15 protein-coding genes and 1 pseudogene are annotated in these 17,149 nt (G+C 68.8%); 9 read left to right on the top strand and 7 right to left on the bottom strand.

From position 1 onward, the window contains the following. From ACXRVZ_RS22645 to ACXRVZ_RS22660, 4 genes and pseudogenes are all read right to left on the bottom strand, one after another. Positions 1-452: pseudogene (locus tag ACXRVZ_RS22645) on the bottom strand (hypothetical protein); the annotation flags it as partial. A gap of 88 nt (positions 453-540) precedes the next feature. Further along, complete coding sequence (locus ACXRVZ_RS22650) at positions 541-1,221, bottom strand: PEP-CTERM sorting domain-containing protein (RefSeq protein WP_457419863.1); 681 nt, start codon at positions 1,219-1,221, stop codon at positions 541-543. A 180-nt stretch (positions 1,222-1,401) separates the two neighbouring features. Next, positions 1,402-2,220, bottom strand: coding sequence for a DUF6683 family protein (locus tag ACXRVZ_RS22655; RefSeq protein ID WP_458232850.1), 819 nt, complete (start codon positions 2,218-2,220; stop codon positions 1,402-1,404). Beyond that, entirely contained in the window at positions 2,105-3,739 is a 1,635-nt protein-coding gene (locus tag ACXRVZ_RS22660) for a hypothetical protein (RefSeq protein WP_457419867.1), read from the bottom strand. The genes ACXRVZ_RS22655 and ACXRVZ_RS22660 overlap by 116 nt, the downstream gene beginning before the upstream one ends. A gap of 401 nt (positions 3,740-4,140) precedes the next feature. Between ACXRVZ_RS22660 and ACXRVZ_RS22665 the strand changes: the two genes are divergently transcribed. From ACXRVZ_RS22665 to ACXRVZ_RS22685, 5 genes are all read left to right on the top strand, one after another. Beyond that, entirely contained in the window at positions 4,141-5,508 is a 1,368-nt protein-coding gene (locus tag ACXRVZ_RS22665) for an ethanolamine ammonia-lyase subunit EutB (RefSeq protein WP_457419869.1), read from the top strand. Beyond that, on the top strand, positions 5,505-6,299 hold the full coding sequence (gene eutC, locus ACXRVZ_RS22670) for an ethanolamine ammonia-lyase subunit EutC (RefSeq protein ID WP_457419871.1): 795 nt from the start codon (positions 5,505-5,507) through the stop codon (positions 6,297-6,299). Before ACXRVZ_RS22665 ends, eutC begins: the two co-directional genes overlap by 4 nt. Positions 6,300-6,386: 87 nt before the next feature. After that, positions 6,387-7,034 (top strand): pyridoxamine 5'-phosphate oxidase family protein, encoded by a 648-nt coding sequence (locus ACXRVZ_RS22675; RefSeq protein WP_457419873.1) that lies wholly within the window; start codon positions 6,387-6,389, stop codon positions 7,032-7,034. Positions 7,035-7,170: 136 nt separating this feature from the next. Next, positions 7,171-9,336: a carboxy terminal-processing peptidase gene (locus ACXRVZ_RS22680; RefSeq protein ID WP_457419875.1), complete on the top strand. Its 2,166-nt coding sequence runs from the start codon at positions 7,171-7,173 to the stop codon at positions 9,334-9,336. 133 nt (positions 9,337-9,469) lie between these two features. Continuing rightward, the gene (locus ACXRVZ_RS22685; protein ID WP_458232851.1) at positions 9,470-10,762 is read left to right on the top strand and encodes an amidohydrolase family protein; all 1,293 of its coding nucleotides are present in this window, start codon (positions 9,470-9,472) and stop codon (positions 10,760-10,762) included. A gap of 182 nt (positions 10,763-10,944) precedes the next feature. Here ACXRVZ_RS22685 and ACXRVZ_RS22690 read toward each other — a convergent pair whose 3' ends face one another. From ACXRVZ_RS22690 to ACXRVZ_RS22700, 3 genes are all read right to left on the bottom strand, one after another. After that, entirely contained in the window at positions 10,945-11,595 is a 651-nt protein-coding gene (locus ACXRVZ_RS22690; protein ID WP_457419879.1) for a glutathione S-transferase family protein, read from the bottom strand. A gap of 67 nt (positions 11,596-11,662) precedes the next feature. Beyond that, positions 11,663-12,310 carry a general secretion pathway protein GspB gene (locus ACXRVZ_RS22695; RefSeq protein WP_457419881.1) on the bottom strand — a complete coding sequence of 216 codons (648 nt, stop codon included), beginning with the start codon at positions 12,308-12,310 and terminating at the stop codon, positions 11,663-11,665. Positions 12,311-12,316: 6 nt separating this feature from the next. Further along, complete coding sequence (locus ACXRVZ_RS22700; protein WP_457419883.1) at positions 12,317-13,978, bottom strand: AAA family ATPase; 1,662 nt, start codon at positions 13,976-13,978, stop codon at positions 12,317-12,319. A gap of 21 nt (positions 13,979-13,999) precedes the next feature. Between ACXRVZ_RS22700 and ACXRVZ_RS22705 the strand changes: the two genes are divergently transcribed. The 4 genes from ACXRVZ_RS22705 to ACXRVZ_RS22720 all read left to right on the top strand — a co-directional run bounded on the left by ACXRVZ_RS22705 (position 14,000) and on the right by ACXRVZ_RS22720 (position 17,071). Further along, positions 14,000-14,512, top strand: coding sequence for a YciI family protein (locus ACXRVZ_RS22705; RefSeq protein ID WP_458232852.1), 513 nt, complete (start codon positions 14,000-14,002; stop codon positions 14,510-14,512). A 28-nt stretch (positions 14,513-14,540) separates the two neighbouring features. After that, on the top strand, positions 14,541-15,041 hold the full coding sequence (locus ACXRVZ_RS22710; protein ID WP_458232853.1) for an endonuclease V: 501 nt from the start codon (positions 14,541-14,543) through the stop codon (positions 15,039-15,041). 114 nt (positions 15,042-15,155) lie between these two features. Then, positions 15,156-16,310 (top strand): hypothetical protein, encoded by a 1,155-nt coding sequence (locus ACXRVZ_RS22715; protein WP_457419889.1) that lies wholly within the window; start codon positions 15,156-15,158, stop codon positions 16,308-16,310. Next, positions 16,307-17,071, top strand: a complete 765-nt coding sequence (locus tag ACXRVZ_RS22720; protein ID WP_457419891.1) for a rhodanese-like domain-containing protein — start codon at positions 16,307-16,309, stop codon at positions 17,069-17,071. Before ACXRVZ_RS22715 ends, ACXRVZ_RS22720 begins: the two co-directional genes overlap by 4 nt. Positions 17,072-17,149 lie beyond the last annotated feature (78 nt).

A 17,149-nucleotide genomic window follows, 5' to 3' on the forward strand; every position in this document is an offset into this window, starting at 1 on the left:
GCCGGCAGGCCCAGCTGCGCCAGGCCCCACGCGGCGGCGGCTTCGGCGTCGGCCACGCAGGCGGCCTCGGACGGCCAGCCGCCGCTGGCGCCCAGGCTGCGGTAGTTGAAGGCCAGCAACGCGCAGTCGTCGGGCAGCCAGCCGGCGAGGTCGGGCGTCCAGGCCACGTGCTCGTTGCGCCCGCCAAACCACAGCAGCAGGCGGCTTGGCGCGGGGTTGCCGACAGGCAGGGTGAGCCAGCCTTGCAGCTGCACGCCGCCCGGTCGCGCCAGCCAGACGGCCTCGCTGCGCCGCAGGGCTGCGGCGGGGCCGGGGTCGGTGCGGCGGATGACCCAGGTGCGGCCGAACAGCAGCTTGCCTTGCAGGCCGATGAGAGCGGCCGACAAGGCCAGCGCCGCGAGCAGGCCCCAGGCCCAGAGCGGGAAAAGCGTGGGCAGACCGGAAAGGGGCATGGCGCGTGGGCTCGGCGGTGTGAGTCGCCGAGCCTAGGCCGCTTGCGTGACAGCCTGGTGAGGCCGCCGCGCTCAGTGCGCGTGGCGCTTACCGGGCCCTGCGCTTGAAGACCAGGCCTGAAGCCATCAGAGCCAGCATCACCAGCGCCAGGCTGGCGGGCTCGGGCAGCGAAACCCCTTGGGCGCCCAGATAGAAGTTGCCGGCGCGGTTCCAGTCGTCGAACGCGGCCTGGGTGGCGAAGCTGAAGTTCACCGTGACGTCGTAGAGGACGCTGGCGCCTGCGGCCATCTGGCCGAAGTCGAACAGCGGCACCACCCAGTCGGCCGCGGTCGCGATGCCGATGGCGGGTGCGCCAGGCGTCCAGGGCTGGCCGATCCAGCTGTCATTGAGGATGTCGGCGAGCTTGACGCTGCCCGTAGCACCCGTGATGGACATCTTGACGCCGCCACCGGTGAAGGCCTGGTCGGCATTGCTCCAGGGCAGCGAGGTTGCCGCGCCGCTGCCGTCATAGCTCCAGGCCCAGCCCAGGTACATGCCGAGGTGGCCGGCACTGGCGCTGGTGTTGGTGGCCACCTGATCGTGGAAGCTGACCGTGGCCGTGCGCGCAACGGCGTCGGAGGCGTACGTCCAGTTGTTGTCCAACCAGCTTTGCAGCGCGTTGGACTCGACCCAGGCCGGTGCGGCGCTGGCTGTCGCAGCCAGGCTGGCCATCAGCAGGCCCATCACGCCGCGGCGCAGGCGGGCGGCGAGAGTTGTGAATCCGTTCATGCTGTCTCCTCGTTTCAAGGAGCGAGAGAAAGCAATTCGCGCACCCGGACAAAAACGTTAGGCAGAACAGGCACTTGCCTCCTGTCGCCGAGCCGGCGTGTGGCGCAGCGTCAAGTTTCCCGACACAAGGGTCATCCCCCGGTCATCAGCATCAACCTGGCGGCGCGGGATGCGCGCCGTTCAGCGCGCCACCAAGCCCTGCTTGCCGATCTGGATGCGCTCCACCGCCAGGCCCAGGCCGGCTTCCAGGTTGGCCTTGGCGGTGTTGCGGAAGTTGAGCTCTTCGCTGGCGTTGGGCTTGGCCTTCAGGTGCTCGCGGTAGACCGCCATGAAAGTGCCCACCATCGCCAACTGCTCGAACATCGCGCGCCTGGCCGCCGGGCTGCTCTGCGTGAAGGCCGGGTTGCGCGCCAGCAGGCCCTGCATCTGCAGCACCAGGGCCTTGAAGTCGTCGTCCGGCACGGGCTGCTGCATGAAGGCGGCGTAGTTGCCGGCGATGAAGGCGGCCGTGGCGGCGCCCACGTCGTTGGGCGTCAGGCCCAGCTGGGTCTCCAGCTTCTGCCAGAACACGAAGGACTCCTCGAAGGCCTGGGTCATCGCGGCGCGGTTGGCGGCGGGGAAGCGTTGTGCCAGCTCGGTGGCGGACTGGCGCAGCTGGGCCGGCCCGCTGGCGATGAGGGGAGCGGCGCCACCCGCCGGTGCCGGCGCCGCCGTGCCGGCCGCCGGGGGCTTGCCGATCATGCTGCGCATCTGCTCGGCCAGGCTGAGCGAAGGGGCCACCTGCGCAGTGGCCGCAGCGGCGGCGCAAGTCAGCGCGGCGACCACGGTGCGAAGGGAAAAGGCATACGGGCTAGGCAATCGCAACTCCTTGGAAGAGATGTGGTCATTTGTCGAGGCTGAGGCTGCCGTAGCCCACGTAGACGGTCTTGTTGTCGTCGTGCACGGGGAAGCTGAGCAGGCGCTCCTGGTGGCCGTCGTCGTAGTCCAGCGTGAGGACATAGCCGCCGAGCTGGTAGCGGCCGCGCCGGCTGGCGCCGTCGTCGGTCTTGCGGGAGCTGAAGGCACCGACCGTGCCCCCGCCCGAGCCCACCGTGCCGCCACCGGTGCTGCTGCTGCCCTTGCCGTCGCCGTGCGACGAGCCGGAGATCATGGTGTTGTTCAAGGTGGCGCCCAGCGTGCCCGAGCTGGACAGCGAGTGGTAGCTGCGCTCGAAGCGGCCATCGCGCGTGAAGCGGATGCTGCGCGACGACGAGGTGCCGCCCAGCACCAAGCTGCCGCTGAACGTGCCGCGGCTGAAGCTGCCGTCCAGCCGCGTGCCCCGGGGCCAGGGGCGCACGGCGTAGTGCTTCTCGGCCTTCCAGCCGCGGTCGGGGCGGCCGTCGTCGTCCTGGGCCTGCATCTCGTAGCCCTTGCCGTTGGCGCGCCAGCGGCCCCAGCGCTGCGGCTCCAGCTGGCGCGAGGCGGTGGCGTTGAGCTGGTCCGGTGGCATCTCGGTGCGGCGATAGACGGTGCCGTCGCGCAGCAGGTAGCGCACGTCCTCGTCCCAGCGGGTGCCGTTGTTGTAGTTGCCCTCGCCGTGGATGACGACGGCGGCCAGCTCCTTGTCGGCCAGGCCCTTGGCCGGCGGGCTCATCACCCGCTGCAGCAGCACCTCCTTGCGCGCCAGCGGCTCCTGCGCCAGCGGGTAGGGCGTCAGGCCCGAGTCATCGCTGACCAGCGCCGCGCCGGACAGCGTGATGGAGGTGCCGCTCAGCGACGTGACCAGGCCGCGCAGCGCGATCTCGCGGCCCACCCAGGGCTCGGCATTGAAGCCCACATAGATGCTGTGTTCGGAGCGCCGGTTGCCCTGCTCCTGGATGAGGCGAAAACGGCTGCCGTCGCTGCCCCAGCGCTCCACCCGCCCCCTGGCATGGATGGGGCCCAGCCCGCGCGCCGCGGTCTCCTCGGAGATGGCGCTAAAGCTGCGGCCCTGCTGCGCCAGCAGCGCCGGGATCTGGCTGGGCAGCAAGACCTGGCCCCGGGGGCTGCCCGGCACGACGGCGGGCAGGCTCGGCGCCCACGCCAACTTGGCCTGCACCAGCGCCTGGGCCACGGCGCGGGCCTGCGGGTAATGGGCGCTCACGTCCATGGCGGCACTCTGCAGGTCGTTGGCCAGACCCGCGCAGACCGCGTCGGGCGCGGCTTCGCCCAGCACCCGCTGGCGCATGGGCTCGGTGATGGTGTTCCAGGCGGGCGCGCTGGTGCCCTGGCGCTGCTGCAAGGCCATCACCACCATGCGCAGCGGCGCGATCTGGTGGCGCTCGCGCCAGGCCACCCAGGCCGCGCGCATCTGCGGCGTGGCGGCGGCGCCAATGTCGTCGCAGGCCTCCAGCGCGGCTTCGGACATCACGTCCAGGCTGACGGCGTCGATGAGCTGCTTCAACGCGGCGGGGTCGGCGGCCAGGTTGGTGGCGGCACAGGCGGCACCGCTCAAAGCCAGGCCCAAGGCCAGGGGCCATGCCTTCAGAAGGAATTGCATCAATCGCGACGGCCGGGTTCCGAAAGGGCGCGATGTTCGGCAGCCACGGATGCCCCATCAATCCCTTGATTGCAAACGCGGTATTCCTCACCGGTTTGTCATGCATGTGGCACGGCTTTTGCGCACACTAGGGCCTGTTTGCACTGCGGGGATCGGATGCGTTGCCACTCAAAAGTCCGCGAGCAAGGCGCGAAACGAAGCTGGGGTGCTGCCCCAGCGAGGCTTCGCAACGCCGCGCGCGGGCTTTTGAGTGACAACCCTTCGGGAGAGGGGCTGCGCGGGCGCATGGCGTCGTTGCGCGCCTTGCCCGGGCCACCAGCCCGGGCTTCAGCGCGGCGCCTAGCCCTGCACCCGCGCAGACCCTCTCGCACCGATTCCCGCAGTGCAAACAGGCCCTGACCATGGCCTATGTCCACATCCTCGGCGCCGAGCGCTTCCAGTTCGCCGACCTGCGCACGCTGCTCGCCAAGGCCAGCCCGCGCCGGTCGGGCGACGAGCTGGCCGGCGTGGCCGCCGCCAACGCGCGCGAACGGGTGGCCGCCCAGCTGGCCCTGGCCGACCTGCCGCTCAAGACCTTCCTGAACGAGGCCGTCGTGCCCTACGAGAGCGACGAGGTGACGCGCCTCATCGTCGACACGCATGACGCCGCCGCCTTCGCGCCGATCTCGCACCTGACCGTCGGCGGCCTGCGCGATGCACTGCTGGCCGATGCCGTCGAGCCCGCGCAGATCGTCAGCGGCCTGACGCCCGAAATGGCCGCCGCCGTCAGCAAGCTCTGCCGTATGCAGGACCTGATGCTGATCGCGCGCCGCTGCGAGGTCGTCACGCAGTTCCGCAGCACGCTGGGCCTGCGCGGCCGCCTGGCCACGCGGCTGCAGCCCAACCACCCGACCGACGACGAGGCCGGCATTGCCGCCAGCCTGCTCGACGGCCTGCTGATGGGCGCGGGCGACGCTGTCATCGGCATCAACCCCGCGACGGACAACCTGCCCCAGGTCATGCGCCTGCTGCAGATGCTGGACGCCGTCATCACGCGGCATGAGATCCCGACGCAGAGCTGCGTGCTGACGCATGTGACGACGACGTTGGCGGCGATGGAACGCGGCGCGCCGGTGGACCTGGTGTTCCAGTCCATCGCCGGCACCGAGGGCGCCAACCGCGGCTTCGGCGTCACGCTGGCGCTGCTCGCAGAAGCCCAGCAAGCGGCGCTGGCACTGAAGCGCGGCGGCCGCCAGGTCATGTACTTCGAGACCGGCCAGGGCAGCGCCCTGTCCAGTGGCGCCCACCACGGCTGCGACCAGCAGACGCTGGAGTGCCGCGCCTACGCGGTGGCGCGGCGCTTCGAGCCGCTGCTGGTCAACAGCGTCGTCGGCTTCATCGGGCCCGAGTATTTGTTCGACGGCAAGCAGATCCTGCGCGCCGGCCTGGAGGACCACTGCGCGGCCAAGCTGCTCGGCCTGCCGATGGGAGTGGACGTGTGCTTCACCAACCACGCCGAGGCCGATGTGGACGATGTCGACGCCCTGCTCACGCTGCTGTGCGCCTCTGGCTGCAACTACATCATGGGCGTGCCGGGGTCGGACGACATCATGCTGGGCTACCAGAGCACCAGCTTCCACGACGCGCTGGCCATGCGCCGCCTGCTGGGCTTGCGGCCGGCGCCCGAGTTCGAGGCCTGGCTGCAGCGCGTGGGCATCTTCGACGGCCAACTCGCCCTGGCCGATGTCCTGCCTGAGCGCTTCGCCGCGCTGCTGGCGCAGCAGTCATGAAGCCGCCCGTCGTCGACCAGCCCTGGGCGGTCCTCCGCTGCTACACCGCCGCGCGCATCGCCCTGGGCCGTGCCGGTGTCAGCGTGCCGACGAGCGCCCACCTGGCCTTCCAGCAGGCTCATGCGGAGGCGCGCGACGCGGTCCATGCGCCGCTGGATGTGGACGCACTGCTGGCCGGCCTGCGCGCGCTGGGCGAGGCACCGCTGCGGGTGCAAAGCCAGGCGGCGGACCGCGCCAGCTATCTGCAGCGGCCCGACCTCGGCCGGCGCCTGAACGAGGCCAGCGCCACCGCGTTGACGGTGCTGCAAGCCGCCGAGACCGACCTCGCCTTCGTCCTCGCCGACGGCCTCTCCGCGCTCGCGCTGCAGCGCCAGGCCCTGCCCGTGTTCGCCGCGCTGCGCCTGAGGCTGTTGAGCGAGGGCGGCTGGAGCTGGGCGCCGCCGGTCGTCGCGACGCAGGCCCGCGTGGCGCTCGGCGACGAGGCCGGCGCGCTGCTCAACGCCCGCTGCGTCGTCGTGCTGATCGGCGAGCGCCCGGGCTTGTCAGCGCCCGACAGCCTGGGCCTCTACTTCAGCTGGGCACCGCGCCCGGGCCTGGTGGACTCCCAACGCAACTGCATCTCCAACGTCCGCCCGGAAGGCCTGCCGCCAGCCGCTGCCGCTGCCAAGTTGCATGCACTGCTGCGCGACGCACGAACGCGGCAACTGAGCGGTGTCGAGTTGAAAGACGAACAGGATGACCGCGCGTTGGCGGCCACGCCGTCATCGTTGATGCGGCTGCTGGGCGGTTGAGGTCAATCGGTCGCCGCGACGGTGACTATCCCTCGGGGGTACTTTGTTTGTCTGGTGTACTACGGGCATCCATTCAAGGAGGAGCCCGTGAGCACGTTTCAGGTCGACCCCGCCTACGTCATCGCCGATGAAGCGGCCCTGGCGCGCCTGTTCGAGCCAACACACGCGCTGGCGAACCAGAAGTGCCAGCCGCGCCTGGGCCCTCACGCCCAGGCTTTCATCCACCGTTCGCCCTTCGTTTGCATCGGCACGCAGGACCGTGATGGCAGGGCCGACGTGAGCCCGCGGGGCGATCCGCCGGGCTTCGTGCGCATCCTCGACGAGCGCACGCTCGCCATTCCCGACCGGCCCGGCAACAACCGCCTCGACAGCTTGGTGAACCTCCTGTCCAACCCGAGCGTGGGGCTGCTGTTCATGGTGCCTGGGTTCGACGAGACGCTGCGCGTGAACGGGAGGGCGACGCTGGTGACGGAGCCCGGCTTGCTGGGCGGCCTGGGCGTGGATGGCCGTGTGCCCAAGCTCGCCATCGTGGTCACCGTGGAGGAAGTGTTCCTGCACTGTGCCAAGGCCTTCAGGCGCTCCCGCCTCTGGGACCCGGCGCACCTGCAGCCGCGAAGCGACATGCCGTCGCTCGTCAAGATGATCTTGGACGACACGACCGGCGCCCCCCAGGGCGACGAGATGCGCAAGTTGGACGAAGCGCTCGAGGACGCCTACCGGAAGACGATGTACTGAGCGGGCGCGGCCCGGATCTCAATGCGTTCGTTGTGGTCCTATGCTTCGATCCTGTCGACGATCACGGTCTGGAAATGCAACTGACCACAGTGGGCGTCGACCTTGAGATTTTCCGTTCAACCGTGGTGGAGCGAGATTGAAACAACAGCTGATTGGGTTCTTGCTGACCCTGGCGGTCACGACGCAGGGCGCCGCGGCGGGTTCGGACCTTGACTACCCGCCACTACTGAAGCCGGCGGTGCAGGAAGCCAAGGCCGCCCACCTGGCTGCGGAACTGCTTTCGCGCTACCACTACAAGGCTGTCCCGCTTGACGATGCCTTGTCGAGCAAGATGTTCGACCAGTATCTGAAAACGCTCGACCCCGAGAAGGTTTACTTCCTGCAAGCCGACATCGACCGCCTTGCCGTCGAACGTAACCGGCTTGACGACGCGATCCTGACCGAGGATTTACGTGCGCCATTCGAGATTTTCAATCTGTACGAACGTCGGGCCGTCGAGCGAATGGCCTATGCCCGCAGCCTGCTGCACAAGGGATTCGATTTCGCGAGCGACGAAACGCTGATGATCGATCGCAAGGACCAGGCCTGGCCTGCGACCGAGGCAGATGCGCTCGACCTGTGGCGCAAGCGTGTGAAGAACGACTGGTTGCGACTCAAGCTCGCTGGCCAGGACGACGGCTCAATAGCAAAAGTCCTCGACAAGCGCTACGACAGCGCCTCCAAGCGCCTGGGCAAGATCACGGGCGCGGACGCCTTCGAGGCGTTCATGAATGCCTACACGACGGCGATCGAGCCCCATACCAACTATCTGGGGCCGCGCGCCGCGGCCAACTTCGACATCGCGATGCGGCTGTCGCTGGCGGGCATTGGTGCCGTTTTGGTGGACATCGATGGCTACGCCACCGTCCGCGAATTGGTAGCGGGTGGGCCCGCGAGCCTCTCCGGGCAACTGCAGGTGGGCGACCGCATCGTGGGCGTCGCGCAAGGCCCGACCCGCCCGATGGACGACGTCGTCGGCCGGCGTCTGGACGACACCGTGGCTCTGATTCGTGGCGCGGTGGGTTCGACGGTGCGCCTGGACGTCCTGCCCGCCGACAACGGGCCCGATGCGCCAAGCAAGACCGTGGTCTTGGTCCGCAACACCATCACGATCCAGGACAGCGCCGCCAAGGCCAAGGTCTATTCGGTGACGACAGGTGAGGGCAAGCGTTTGATCGGCGTGATCACCCTGCCATCGTTCTACGAGGATCTCGATGCCCTTCGAAAGGGCAGCAAGGATTACCGCAGCGCAGGTGGCGACGTGGCCAAACTGCTGGCAGACCTGAAGGCCCAAAAAGTTGATGCCGTCTTGATGGACCTGCGCAACAACGGCGGTGGTTCGCTGCGGGAGGCGATCGGTTTGACGGGCCTGTTTGTCGGGAAGGTGCCGGTGGTTCAGACACGCAATGCCAACGGCGACGTGACCGTGGAGAAAAACGCCAATTCCGGCTTGGCTTGGGACGGACCGATGGGCGTACTCATCAACAGGGCCTCCGCGTCAGCGTCGGAAATCTTCGCGGCAGCGATTCAAGATTACGGTCGCGGCCTGATCATCGGCGAGCGCAGCTTTGGCAAGGGAACGGTCCAGACCGTGGCCAGCCTCGACCAAATCGCCAAGAATGCCAATCCGGTGTTTGGCGAATTGAAGATGACCATCGCGCAATTCTTCCGCGTGAACGGCGGCACCACGCAATTGCGCGGCGTGACACCGGATATCGGCTACTTGCAAACCGGCGACGACACGTTGTTCGGCGAATCGAGCTACGACAACGCTTTGCCGGCGACAAAGGTCAAGGCGACCGACTACGCGCCCGTGGGCAACATCACCGCGCAGCTTCCGCGCCTGCTGGCGTGGCATGAGGGCCGTGTTCAGCGCGACCGTGACTACCAGAGCCTGCTGGACGACCTTGCAAAGGCACGAGAGCGGCGCAAGAACAACGTGATTTCACTCAACGAAGCGGTGCGGCGCAAGGAGCGCGCCGCTGCGGAGGCCCGCCTGGCAGCCATGTTGGGCTCCGACGGAACGGCTGCGGGCGATGCGCTGAGGGACGATGGCTTGCAGTTCAACGAACGCAAGCTGAGCAAGGATCTGGCCATCGAGAAGACCCAGAAATCCGTCAACGACGTCCTCTTGAATGAGGCAGTGAGCATCCTGTCCGATAGCGCGGCGTTGAAAGAAGGTAAATCTCAAATGGCAGCGAGCGCGTTGTCGACCCGTCCTGTCGTGGTCACGTCCCTTTCGACAGCGCCATCAAAGCAATAAGGTTGACCGAGTCGGCCATGAGCGGGCAACGTGCGCCGGCGCGATGGCGGCGCCGCAAAGCGGTCACCCAGTCATTGACGCCGCCCCTCCCCCGGCAGATATTCCGCGCTCCATAGGAGCGAGGGGAAGAGCCATGGCCGACATCACGCGGCGCCGGTTGGTTCAGGCGGGTGCATCGCTGACAGGACTGGGCATGCTGCCCGGCGCGGCAAACGCGGCAAACGCGGCAATGGGAACGGATGACAAGTTCGACCTGTTGATCCGCAACTGCAACGTGCTGGACCCGAGCCAGCGGCTCTCGGGTATGCGCGACATCGGGATCCGCTACGGCCTTATTGAAACCATCGCGCCGTCAATTCCCGCTGATCGCGGGCGACGCGTGATGGACGCGCACGGCAAGCTCGTGACGCCTGGCCTGATTGATCTGCACTGCCACGTGTACCCGTACGGCTCGGCCATCGGTATTCCGGCAGACGAATTGGTGCCGTACCAAGGGACGACCACCGTCGTCTCCGCTGGCGACGCAGGCGCCAACAACTTCGCTGCGTTCCGCCGTTTCATCGTGCCCGCATCGCGCACCCGCCACTTCGCGTTCATTCACATTGGCGTGACTGGACTCTCGGGCTTTCCCGTGCCCGAATTGTTCAACATCGAGTACGCCCAAGTCGGGTTGACCGCCCGCGCCGTCGCTGAGAACGCGGACATCGTCCTGGGCGTGAAGGTGCGCATGAGTGAAAACGTGATCGCCAACCACGGCATGGAGCCACTCAGGCGCGGCATCGCCGCATGCGTCGAATCTGGCGTGCCCGCGAGGATGATGGTCCATATCGGGGGCGTGCAGAGCCGCCAGCTGATGTCGCAGATCCTCGACGTGCTACGCCCCGGCGACGTGCTGACCCACTGCTTCTCCGGCGCGCCCAATGTGGCAGGCGAAGGAACGAATATCGTGCAGGATGGCAAGCTACTGCCCGCGGCGCTGGAAGCCAAGCGGCGCGGTGTCATCTTCGACGTGGGTCATGGCGGTGGCAGCTTCGACTACACGGTGGCTGAAGCTGCAATCGCGCAAGGCTGCCCACCGGACACGATCTCGTCGGACGTCCACGTCTTCAGCGGCAACACACCCGGCATACCGTACCTGACGTGGGTGATGAGCAAGTTCCTGAACATGGGCTATTCGCTCGCCGAAGTAGTCGCCATGGCCACCTCGGCGCCCGCGCGGATCATCAACCGCATCCCCAAACACGGCACGCTGCAGGTGGGCGCTCCGGCAGACCTGTCGATCATGGAAGTGGTCGAGTCACCCGTGTCGTTTGTCGATACGAGAAACAACACGAGGCAGGGGAAGGTGTACCTGAAACCGGTGGACACGGTGGTGGCGGGAGTGGCGTTTGGGAGGCCGTATCAGGCGCCGTTTACTGTCAGGTAGTTGATCCGCTGACCCGAAATGGTCGGCTCGAACGTCCGCTCTTCGGCGGCGAATTGGAGATGCTGTCCGGCTGCAATGGGTCGTGATGCGACTGCCGCCGCGGGCGAGAGTGGTCGGTCGTGCCGGCACGACTCAGTCAGCCAGAAGCCGACGACTCACGCCGCCCAAGGGCCGATCAACTGTCACCCCCGAGGCGTTCGGGCGTTCACCGCCAGTTGGGCCGCGAATGCCCGTTGGTAGGCCGGGCGCGCCTCGCCGCGCGCGACATAGGCGGCCAGGCGCGGGAACTCGTCGAGCACGCCCGTGGCACGCAGCCTGAGCAGGACGGACACCATCATCAGGTCGCCCGCACTGAAGGCGCCATCAAGCCAGTCGGCATCGCCCAGTCGCGTTGACAGCTGCGCCAGCCGCGTGCGGACCCGGTCCTTCACCATGGGCAGGCGCGCCTCGTGCCATGGCTTGTCCCGCTCGAACAGCCAGGCCATCGTGAACTCCAGGATGGGCGGCTCCAGCGTGTTCACCGCAGCGAACATCCAGGTCACCGCACGCGCTCGGGCGTTGGCATCTTCCGGCAGCAGGCCCGGGTGCCGTTGGCCGAGGTGGAGCACGATCGCCCCGGTCTCGAACAGCGCGAGGTCGCCGTCCTCGTAGGTCGGAATCTGGCCGAAGGGATGCAGCGCCAGATGCGCGGGCTCCTTCATGGCCTGGAACGAGACGAGCCGAACTTCGTACGGTTGGCCCACCTCCTCCAGTGCCCAGCGCACGCGCGTGTCGCGTGCCAGCCCCTTGCCACCGTCGGGTGAACGTTCGAAGGCGGTGATGGTGATGGTCATGATGTCGGTCCTTGCATGGGCTGCGTACGTTGGAACGACGAATGACGCGGGCCGCGATCGACAGGCCCTAGACGGGTTGCCGGTAGCGCTGGCCCTTGAAGCGCCACACCAGTTCACGCGCGCCGATCTGCTCCAGCACCAGGTCGGCGCCCAGCTTGGCGCCTTCGCGCATCACCTCGCCGTTGACGATGACGAAGCGGCTGGCCGGGTCGTCCGAGTAGACCGAGCCGCTGATCGCCAGCCTGGGCAACTCGCGGCGCGTGCTCTCGGGCAGCTCGGCCAGCCGAGGGATGGGGGCTTCAACCACTGGCGCTGGCGCGGGGATCGGGGCGGCGGGGGCGGCAGCGGCCACCGCGTCCGGCGGCGGCGCGGGCGGCAGATAGGGCGAGGCTGAGGCGGCGGGCAGCGCCGCTGGGCTGACTGCCATTGGCGTGGCGGGTTGTGTGGCCGCCGGTGCGGGCGTGGGCGCGGGTTGCGGCACCGGCAATGCGACGGGTGCCGGGGCTTCATGCGCGCCGCTCGCCCACCAGCTGCCGGCGCCAATGCCGGCCAGCAGCAGCAGGCCGCCGCCCGCCCAGGGCAGCCAGCGGCGTTGGCCGGCGGCCCTCGCAGCCTGGCTGCCGGACAGGGCCTGGGTGTGCAGGCCCGGTACCTGGCCACGCTCACGTTCGCGGTCGGCTTCAGCGCGGCGCAGGGCGTCGAGGATGTAGGACATGGCGGTTCAGTCGGTCGATCTGGGCAAGAGGCGCGGCTCGGCCACGCCGGTTGCCCGGTTGATCTGCATCAGCGTGACCGGGCCGATGCGGCCGTCCGGCTGCAGGCCCTGGCTGGCCTGGAAGGCCTGCACCTGGCGGCTCAGCTCGGCCCAGCCGGTCGGCGTGGAGGCGGCCATGCCGGGGATGCCGGCGAGCTGTGTGGCCAGCCATTCGCGCAGCGGAGCGATGTTGTCGGCGCGGTTGGCATAGCCCGGTGGCACGCGCCAGAAGGTGGTGAACTCGCCGCGCCAGGCGCCGGCCAGGTCGGTCAGCGTGACGTGGCGCGGCGTGCCGTCCACCACCAGCGTGGCGTGTTGCGCATCCAGCCCCACCAGGGCGGCCAGGGCCTGTGGCTGGCCGGGGCGCCGCAGTGTCAGCAGCACCGGGCGGTCGATCAGGCGGATCAGCGACAGGCTGCCGCTGCTGCTGCGGTAGCACTGCAGGCCACGCTGCGCGGCTGCGGTGCAGGGGTCCGCCTGGGCCGGCAGTGGCAGCCCCCAGGCCTTGGCCAGCGCGGCCCAGGCGTCGCCGTCCTGCGCCGTCCAGTCGGCCAGCTGCAGTGGCTCGGGGCTGCTGGCGGCCGAGGCCGGCTGCGCAGGCGCGCTGGCCGCCAGCGCCACGGCCGGTGCGCTCGCGGCAGAGGAAGCAGAGGAGGCAGCACTCGCCGCCGTGGCCGCCACCGCCGCTGCGCCGGCCTTGTCGCCGCGCCCGGCCTGCCACTGCTGTTGCAGCCCCCAGGTCAGCCCCGCGCCTGCCACGGCCGCAGCCAGCACGCCCAGACCCAAGCCGACCGGCATGCGCCGGGGGGGGGCCTGCGGCGCGCCGAACACCTCGGCCGCAGCCCGGCGCACGATGGCCCGCGTGACCTGCGCCTGGCCGCTGGCATAGCCACCCAGCAGCGCGCGGTCGCAGAGCAGGTTGATGCGGCGTGGCACGCCGCGCGTGAGCTGGTGGATCAGGCGCAGCGTCTTGCCGTCGAAGGGCAGGGCGCCGGTGAGGCCGGCCACGTTCAGGCGGTGGCGGATGTACTGCGCCGTCTCGGGCTCGGACAGCGCGCCCAGGTGGAAGCGGGCGATCACGCGCTGCGCCAGCTGCTCCAGCTCGGGCCGGGCCAGCATGCCGCGCAGCTCGGGCTGGCCGATCAGCACCACCTGCAGCAGCTTGCGCTCGGCGGTCTCCAGGTTGGTCAGCAGGCGCAGCTGCTCCAGCACGTCGGCCGAGAGGTTCTGCGCCTCGTCGATGATGAGCACGTTGTTGCGCCCGGCCGCGTGCTGGGCCAGCAGGAAGGCGTTCAGCGGGTCGACATAGCCCTTCACCGTCAGCGCGCCCGGCGGCACCGGGGCGTGGAACTCGTCGCAGATCGCCTGCAGCAGCTCAGGGACGGTGAGCTTGGGGTTGAAGATGTAGGCGACGTTGCAGTTCGCCGGGATCTGCTCCAGGAAGCAGCGGCAGACGGTGGTCTTGCCCGCGCCGATCTCGCCGGTCAGCAGCACGAAGCCGCCGCCGCCGTCCAGCCCATACAGCAGGTGGGCCAGCGCCTCGCGGTGGCGCTCGCTCATGAACAGGTAATGCGGGTCCGGCGCGATCGAGAACGGCGCTTGTCTCAAGCCGAAGAAGGGCGCGTACATGGGGCGGCAGGATAACCATGCTTGTCGATCCGGCAGGCGCTGCTTCGTCGTAGCCTTGTCAGCCAACAAGCTTCATCGGGAGAGCGGGATATGCGGTTCATCATCACGGCGCAGGCGAGCGCGGACAAGCAGGCGAGCGACCAGGCGCCTGATTTCGACGTGGAACTCTTCAAGGCCTACATGCGCTTCAACGAGGAGATGCATAGCGCCGGCGTGCTGGTCGCCTCCGAGGGCCTCAACCCTGCGGCACCGGGCGCCCGCATCGCGGTCGCCAATGGCAAACGCTTCGTCGTCGACGGCCCATTCGCCGAGACCAAGGAACTGGTGGGCGGCTTCTACCTCATCGAGGTGGGCTCGCTGGACGAGGCGATCCAATGGGCCCTGCGCGCGCCGTCCGGCTTCGGGTCGGACGACATCCTGGACGTTCGCCAGCTCACCGGGTCGGCGGACCTGCCGCCCGAAATTCTGCGGCTCATCAACGAAGCCGCGCCGACGTGGAGCGCCTCGGCCTGGCAGTCGCGCAACGCGGGCTGATCGCCGCTGGCGCGGCTCATACTTCGGCATGAAACTCATAGTCGCTGTTCACTTCGATGGCGCGCAGGCGAATGCCGCCGCTGTGGCTTTCGACGCCTGGGATGCCGCGGAAGCGACCAAGACTTATGTCTCGCACATCGCCCATGTCGAGAAGACGGTGCGTGGAGAACTCGACCTGCGAGAACTGCCCTGCGTGATGCAACTGCTGCGCGAGCACAGCCTGGAGCCGGAGCTCATCCTGGTTGAAGGCTTCGTCCATCTTGATGCCGACGAAACGCCGGGCCTTGGCCAGTACCTGTATCAAGCGCTGGGCGAAAGGGTGCCTGTCATTGGTGTTTCCAAGAAGAGCCAGCCGGGCCTGTCGGCGCAGTTCGAGGTCATGCGGGAAGAGGAAACGCCGCCGCTGCTGGTGACCTGCGCGGGCATGGACATTGGCGCGGCCAAGGCACGACTGCGTGCCATGCACGGCAGGAAACGTGTGCCCACGCTGATGAAGCTCGCCGCTCGCCTGGCGAAGAGCAAGGACTGACTCCCAACTGCAATCGTTCGCGGGTGTGAACCAGGGGCGCTGGAATACCCCCGGCGCGGCTCTACCAGCCGCTGACAGAATCGCCGAGTTGCACCCAATGCACGGATTGCCGTCATGACTTGCCGTACCCCGCGCCTTCTCGCTTCGGCTCTTCTCGCTGTCCTGTGCATAGCTGCGGTCCGACCCGGCCTGGCCCAGACCGCGAGTGCCGCCACCTGGCGCGCCCAGGTCGTCGAGATCACCGATCGCAAGGGCTTCGAGAAGCCCTTGACCGCCATGACCATCATGGTGCCGGCCGGCTGGCGCGCGCAGGGCGAGGTTCAATGGCGTGGACTGTCCTGCGGACGCCCCTACCAACCCACGTTGCAGGCGCGCGCGCCCGATGGCCGCAGCGCCATCGAACTGGCTCCCGGCGAAGCCTGGATCGGCAGCGGGCCGGCTCCCTCGGTGCCGTGCCTGCGTGCGTCGTTCGCCAATGCCGAAAGCTATCTGAGAGCCTGGGTAGGCAAACACCGGCCCGGCGCGCAGTGGCTCGACTACCGCATCCGGCCCGAGCGCGGCCGGCCGCCCACCGACATGCCGTTCCCGGGCGGTGGCGGTTCGCGCAGCTGGGCCGAAGTGGGCCAGGCGCTGATCGGCTACGAGCAGGGCGGCCAGGCGATACGCGAATCGCTGGCGGTCGCGATTTCGTTTTCCGTCACCCGGATGGGAATGCCCGGCATGGCGCCGATACAGACGTCGCAGGGCGAATCGTTCGGCGTGCTCAGCTGGCGCGCGCCCGACGGCCAGCTCGATTTCCGCCAGTTCGATGCGATGTGGCAGACGCTGCGCAGCGACGCGGGCTGGCAGGCCCGCATCGACCAGGGCACGCAAGCCACCAACCAGGCCATCGCGCGCGACAACGAGATCACCGCCGGCAAGGTCGCGGCGATCAATGCAGAGACCTCGCGCCAGACGCTGGCGGCGATCAAGCAGCGCGGCGAGATCGCCCGCCAGTCGCGCGAGGAGGTGGCCGCCATCAACAACGGTGTGGTGCGCGACCGTGCCGCCAGCATCGACCGCACCCACACCGCCAACGTGCGCAGCGTGCGCGAGGTCGAGCTGTACCGCGGCAGCAGCGTCGGCGGCAACGGCACGGTCGAGCTGCCGAACCACTACCAGCATGCCTGGCGCTTGCGCGACGGCACCTACGTCATGACCGACAGCCCGAACTTCGACCCCAATCGTGAGCTCGGCGTGCCCGGCGAGCAATTGAAACGCACCCGATGAGGCAGGCCACGATGAGAGTTCCGCTGAATGCGCTTTGCCCCTGCGCCCTGTCTGCGCTGTTTGCGGTGGCGTCGCTCGCCGGTACGGCCGCATCGGCGCAGAACAGCTTCGGCGGCGCCACGCCGCCTCCGCCGGCCGGCCGGGCCACCCCTGCGCCGCCGCCGCAGCCATCGCCGAACAGCGTCGATCCTCGGCGCGCCGCCCCGGCTGCCGAAAGCCAGGCGGGCCTGCCGCGCACCGACCCGCAACGCCTGGCCCAGCTCGAAGGCAAGGAGCGCGCCGACCAGGGCGTGCCGGCCAGCACTGAGTTGCACAGCGGCGCGATGCACGGCGCGACGCCGGCTTCGATCCCAGGCGGGCAGGTGGTGACCACGCGCCAGCTCGTCGCCACGCTCGGCGCTCGGCGCGAGGGCGGTGCAAATGCCCTGCCGCCGCTGCTGTTGTTCGACGTGCTGGGCGGCGCTGAACGCCTGCCCGGCGCGCTCAATGCCGTGCCTGCGCACCAGGCCGGCAGCTTTGACGACAACGTGCAGCGTGAGTTCGGCGCCTTTCTCAAGCAAGTGACGCAGGGGCGTCAGGATCTGCCACTGGTGTTCTATTGCGCGAGCACGATGTGCTGGATGTCGTACAACGCGGCGCTGCGCGCAATCCGCATGGGCTACCAGAAGGTCGGCTGGTACCGCGGCGGCGTCGAGGCCTGGAAGGAGGCCGGACTGCCGATCGAGCGCGCCGGCGCGCCGGGCCAGCGACCCGGCAACTGAACGGGGCTGCGGCCGCGCGTTCACACTGACGAGCCCCGTGGCGCGTCCCTACACTGAACTGCGTCGCCCGCCCCTTGC

The organism is Roseateles sp. P5_E8, from assembly GCF_054177665.1.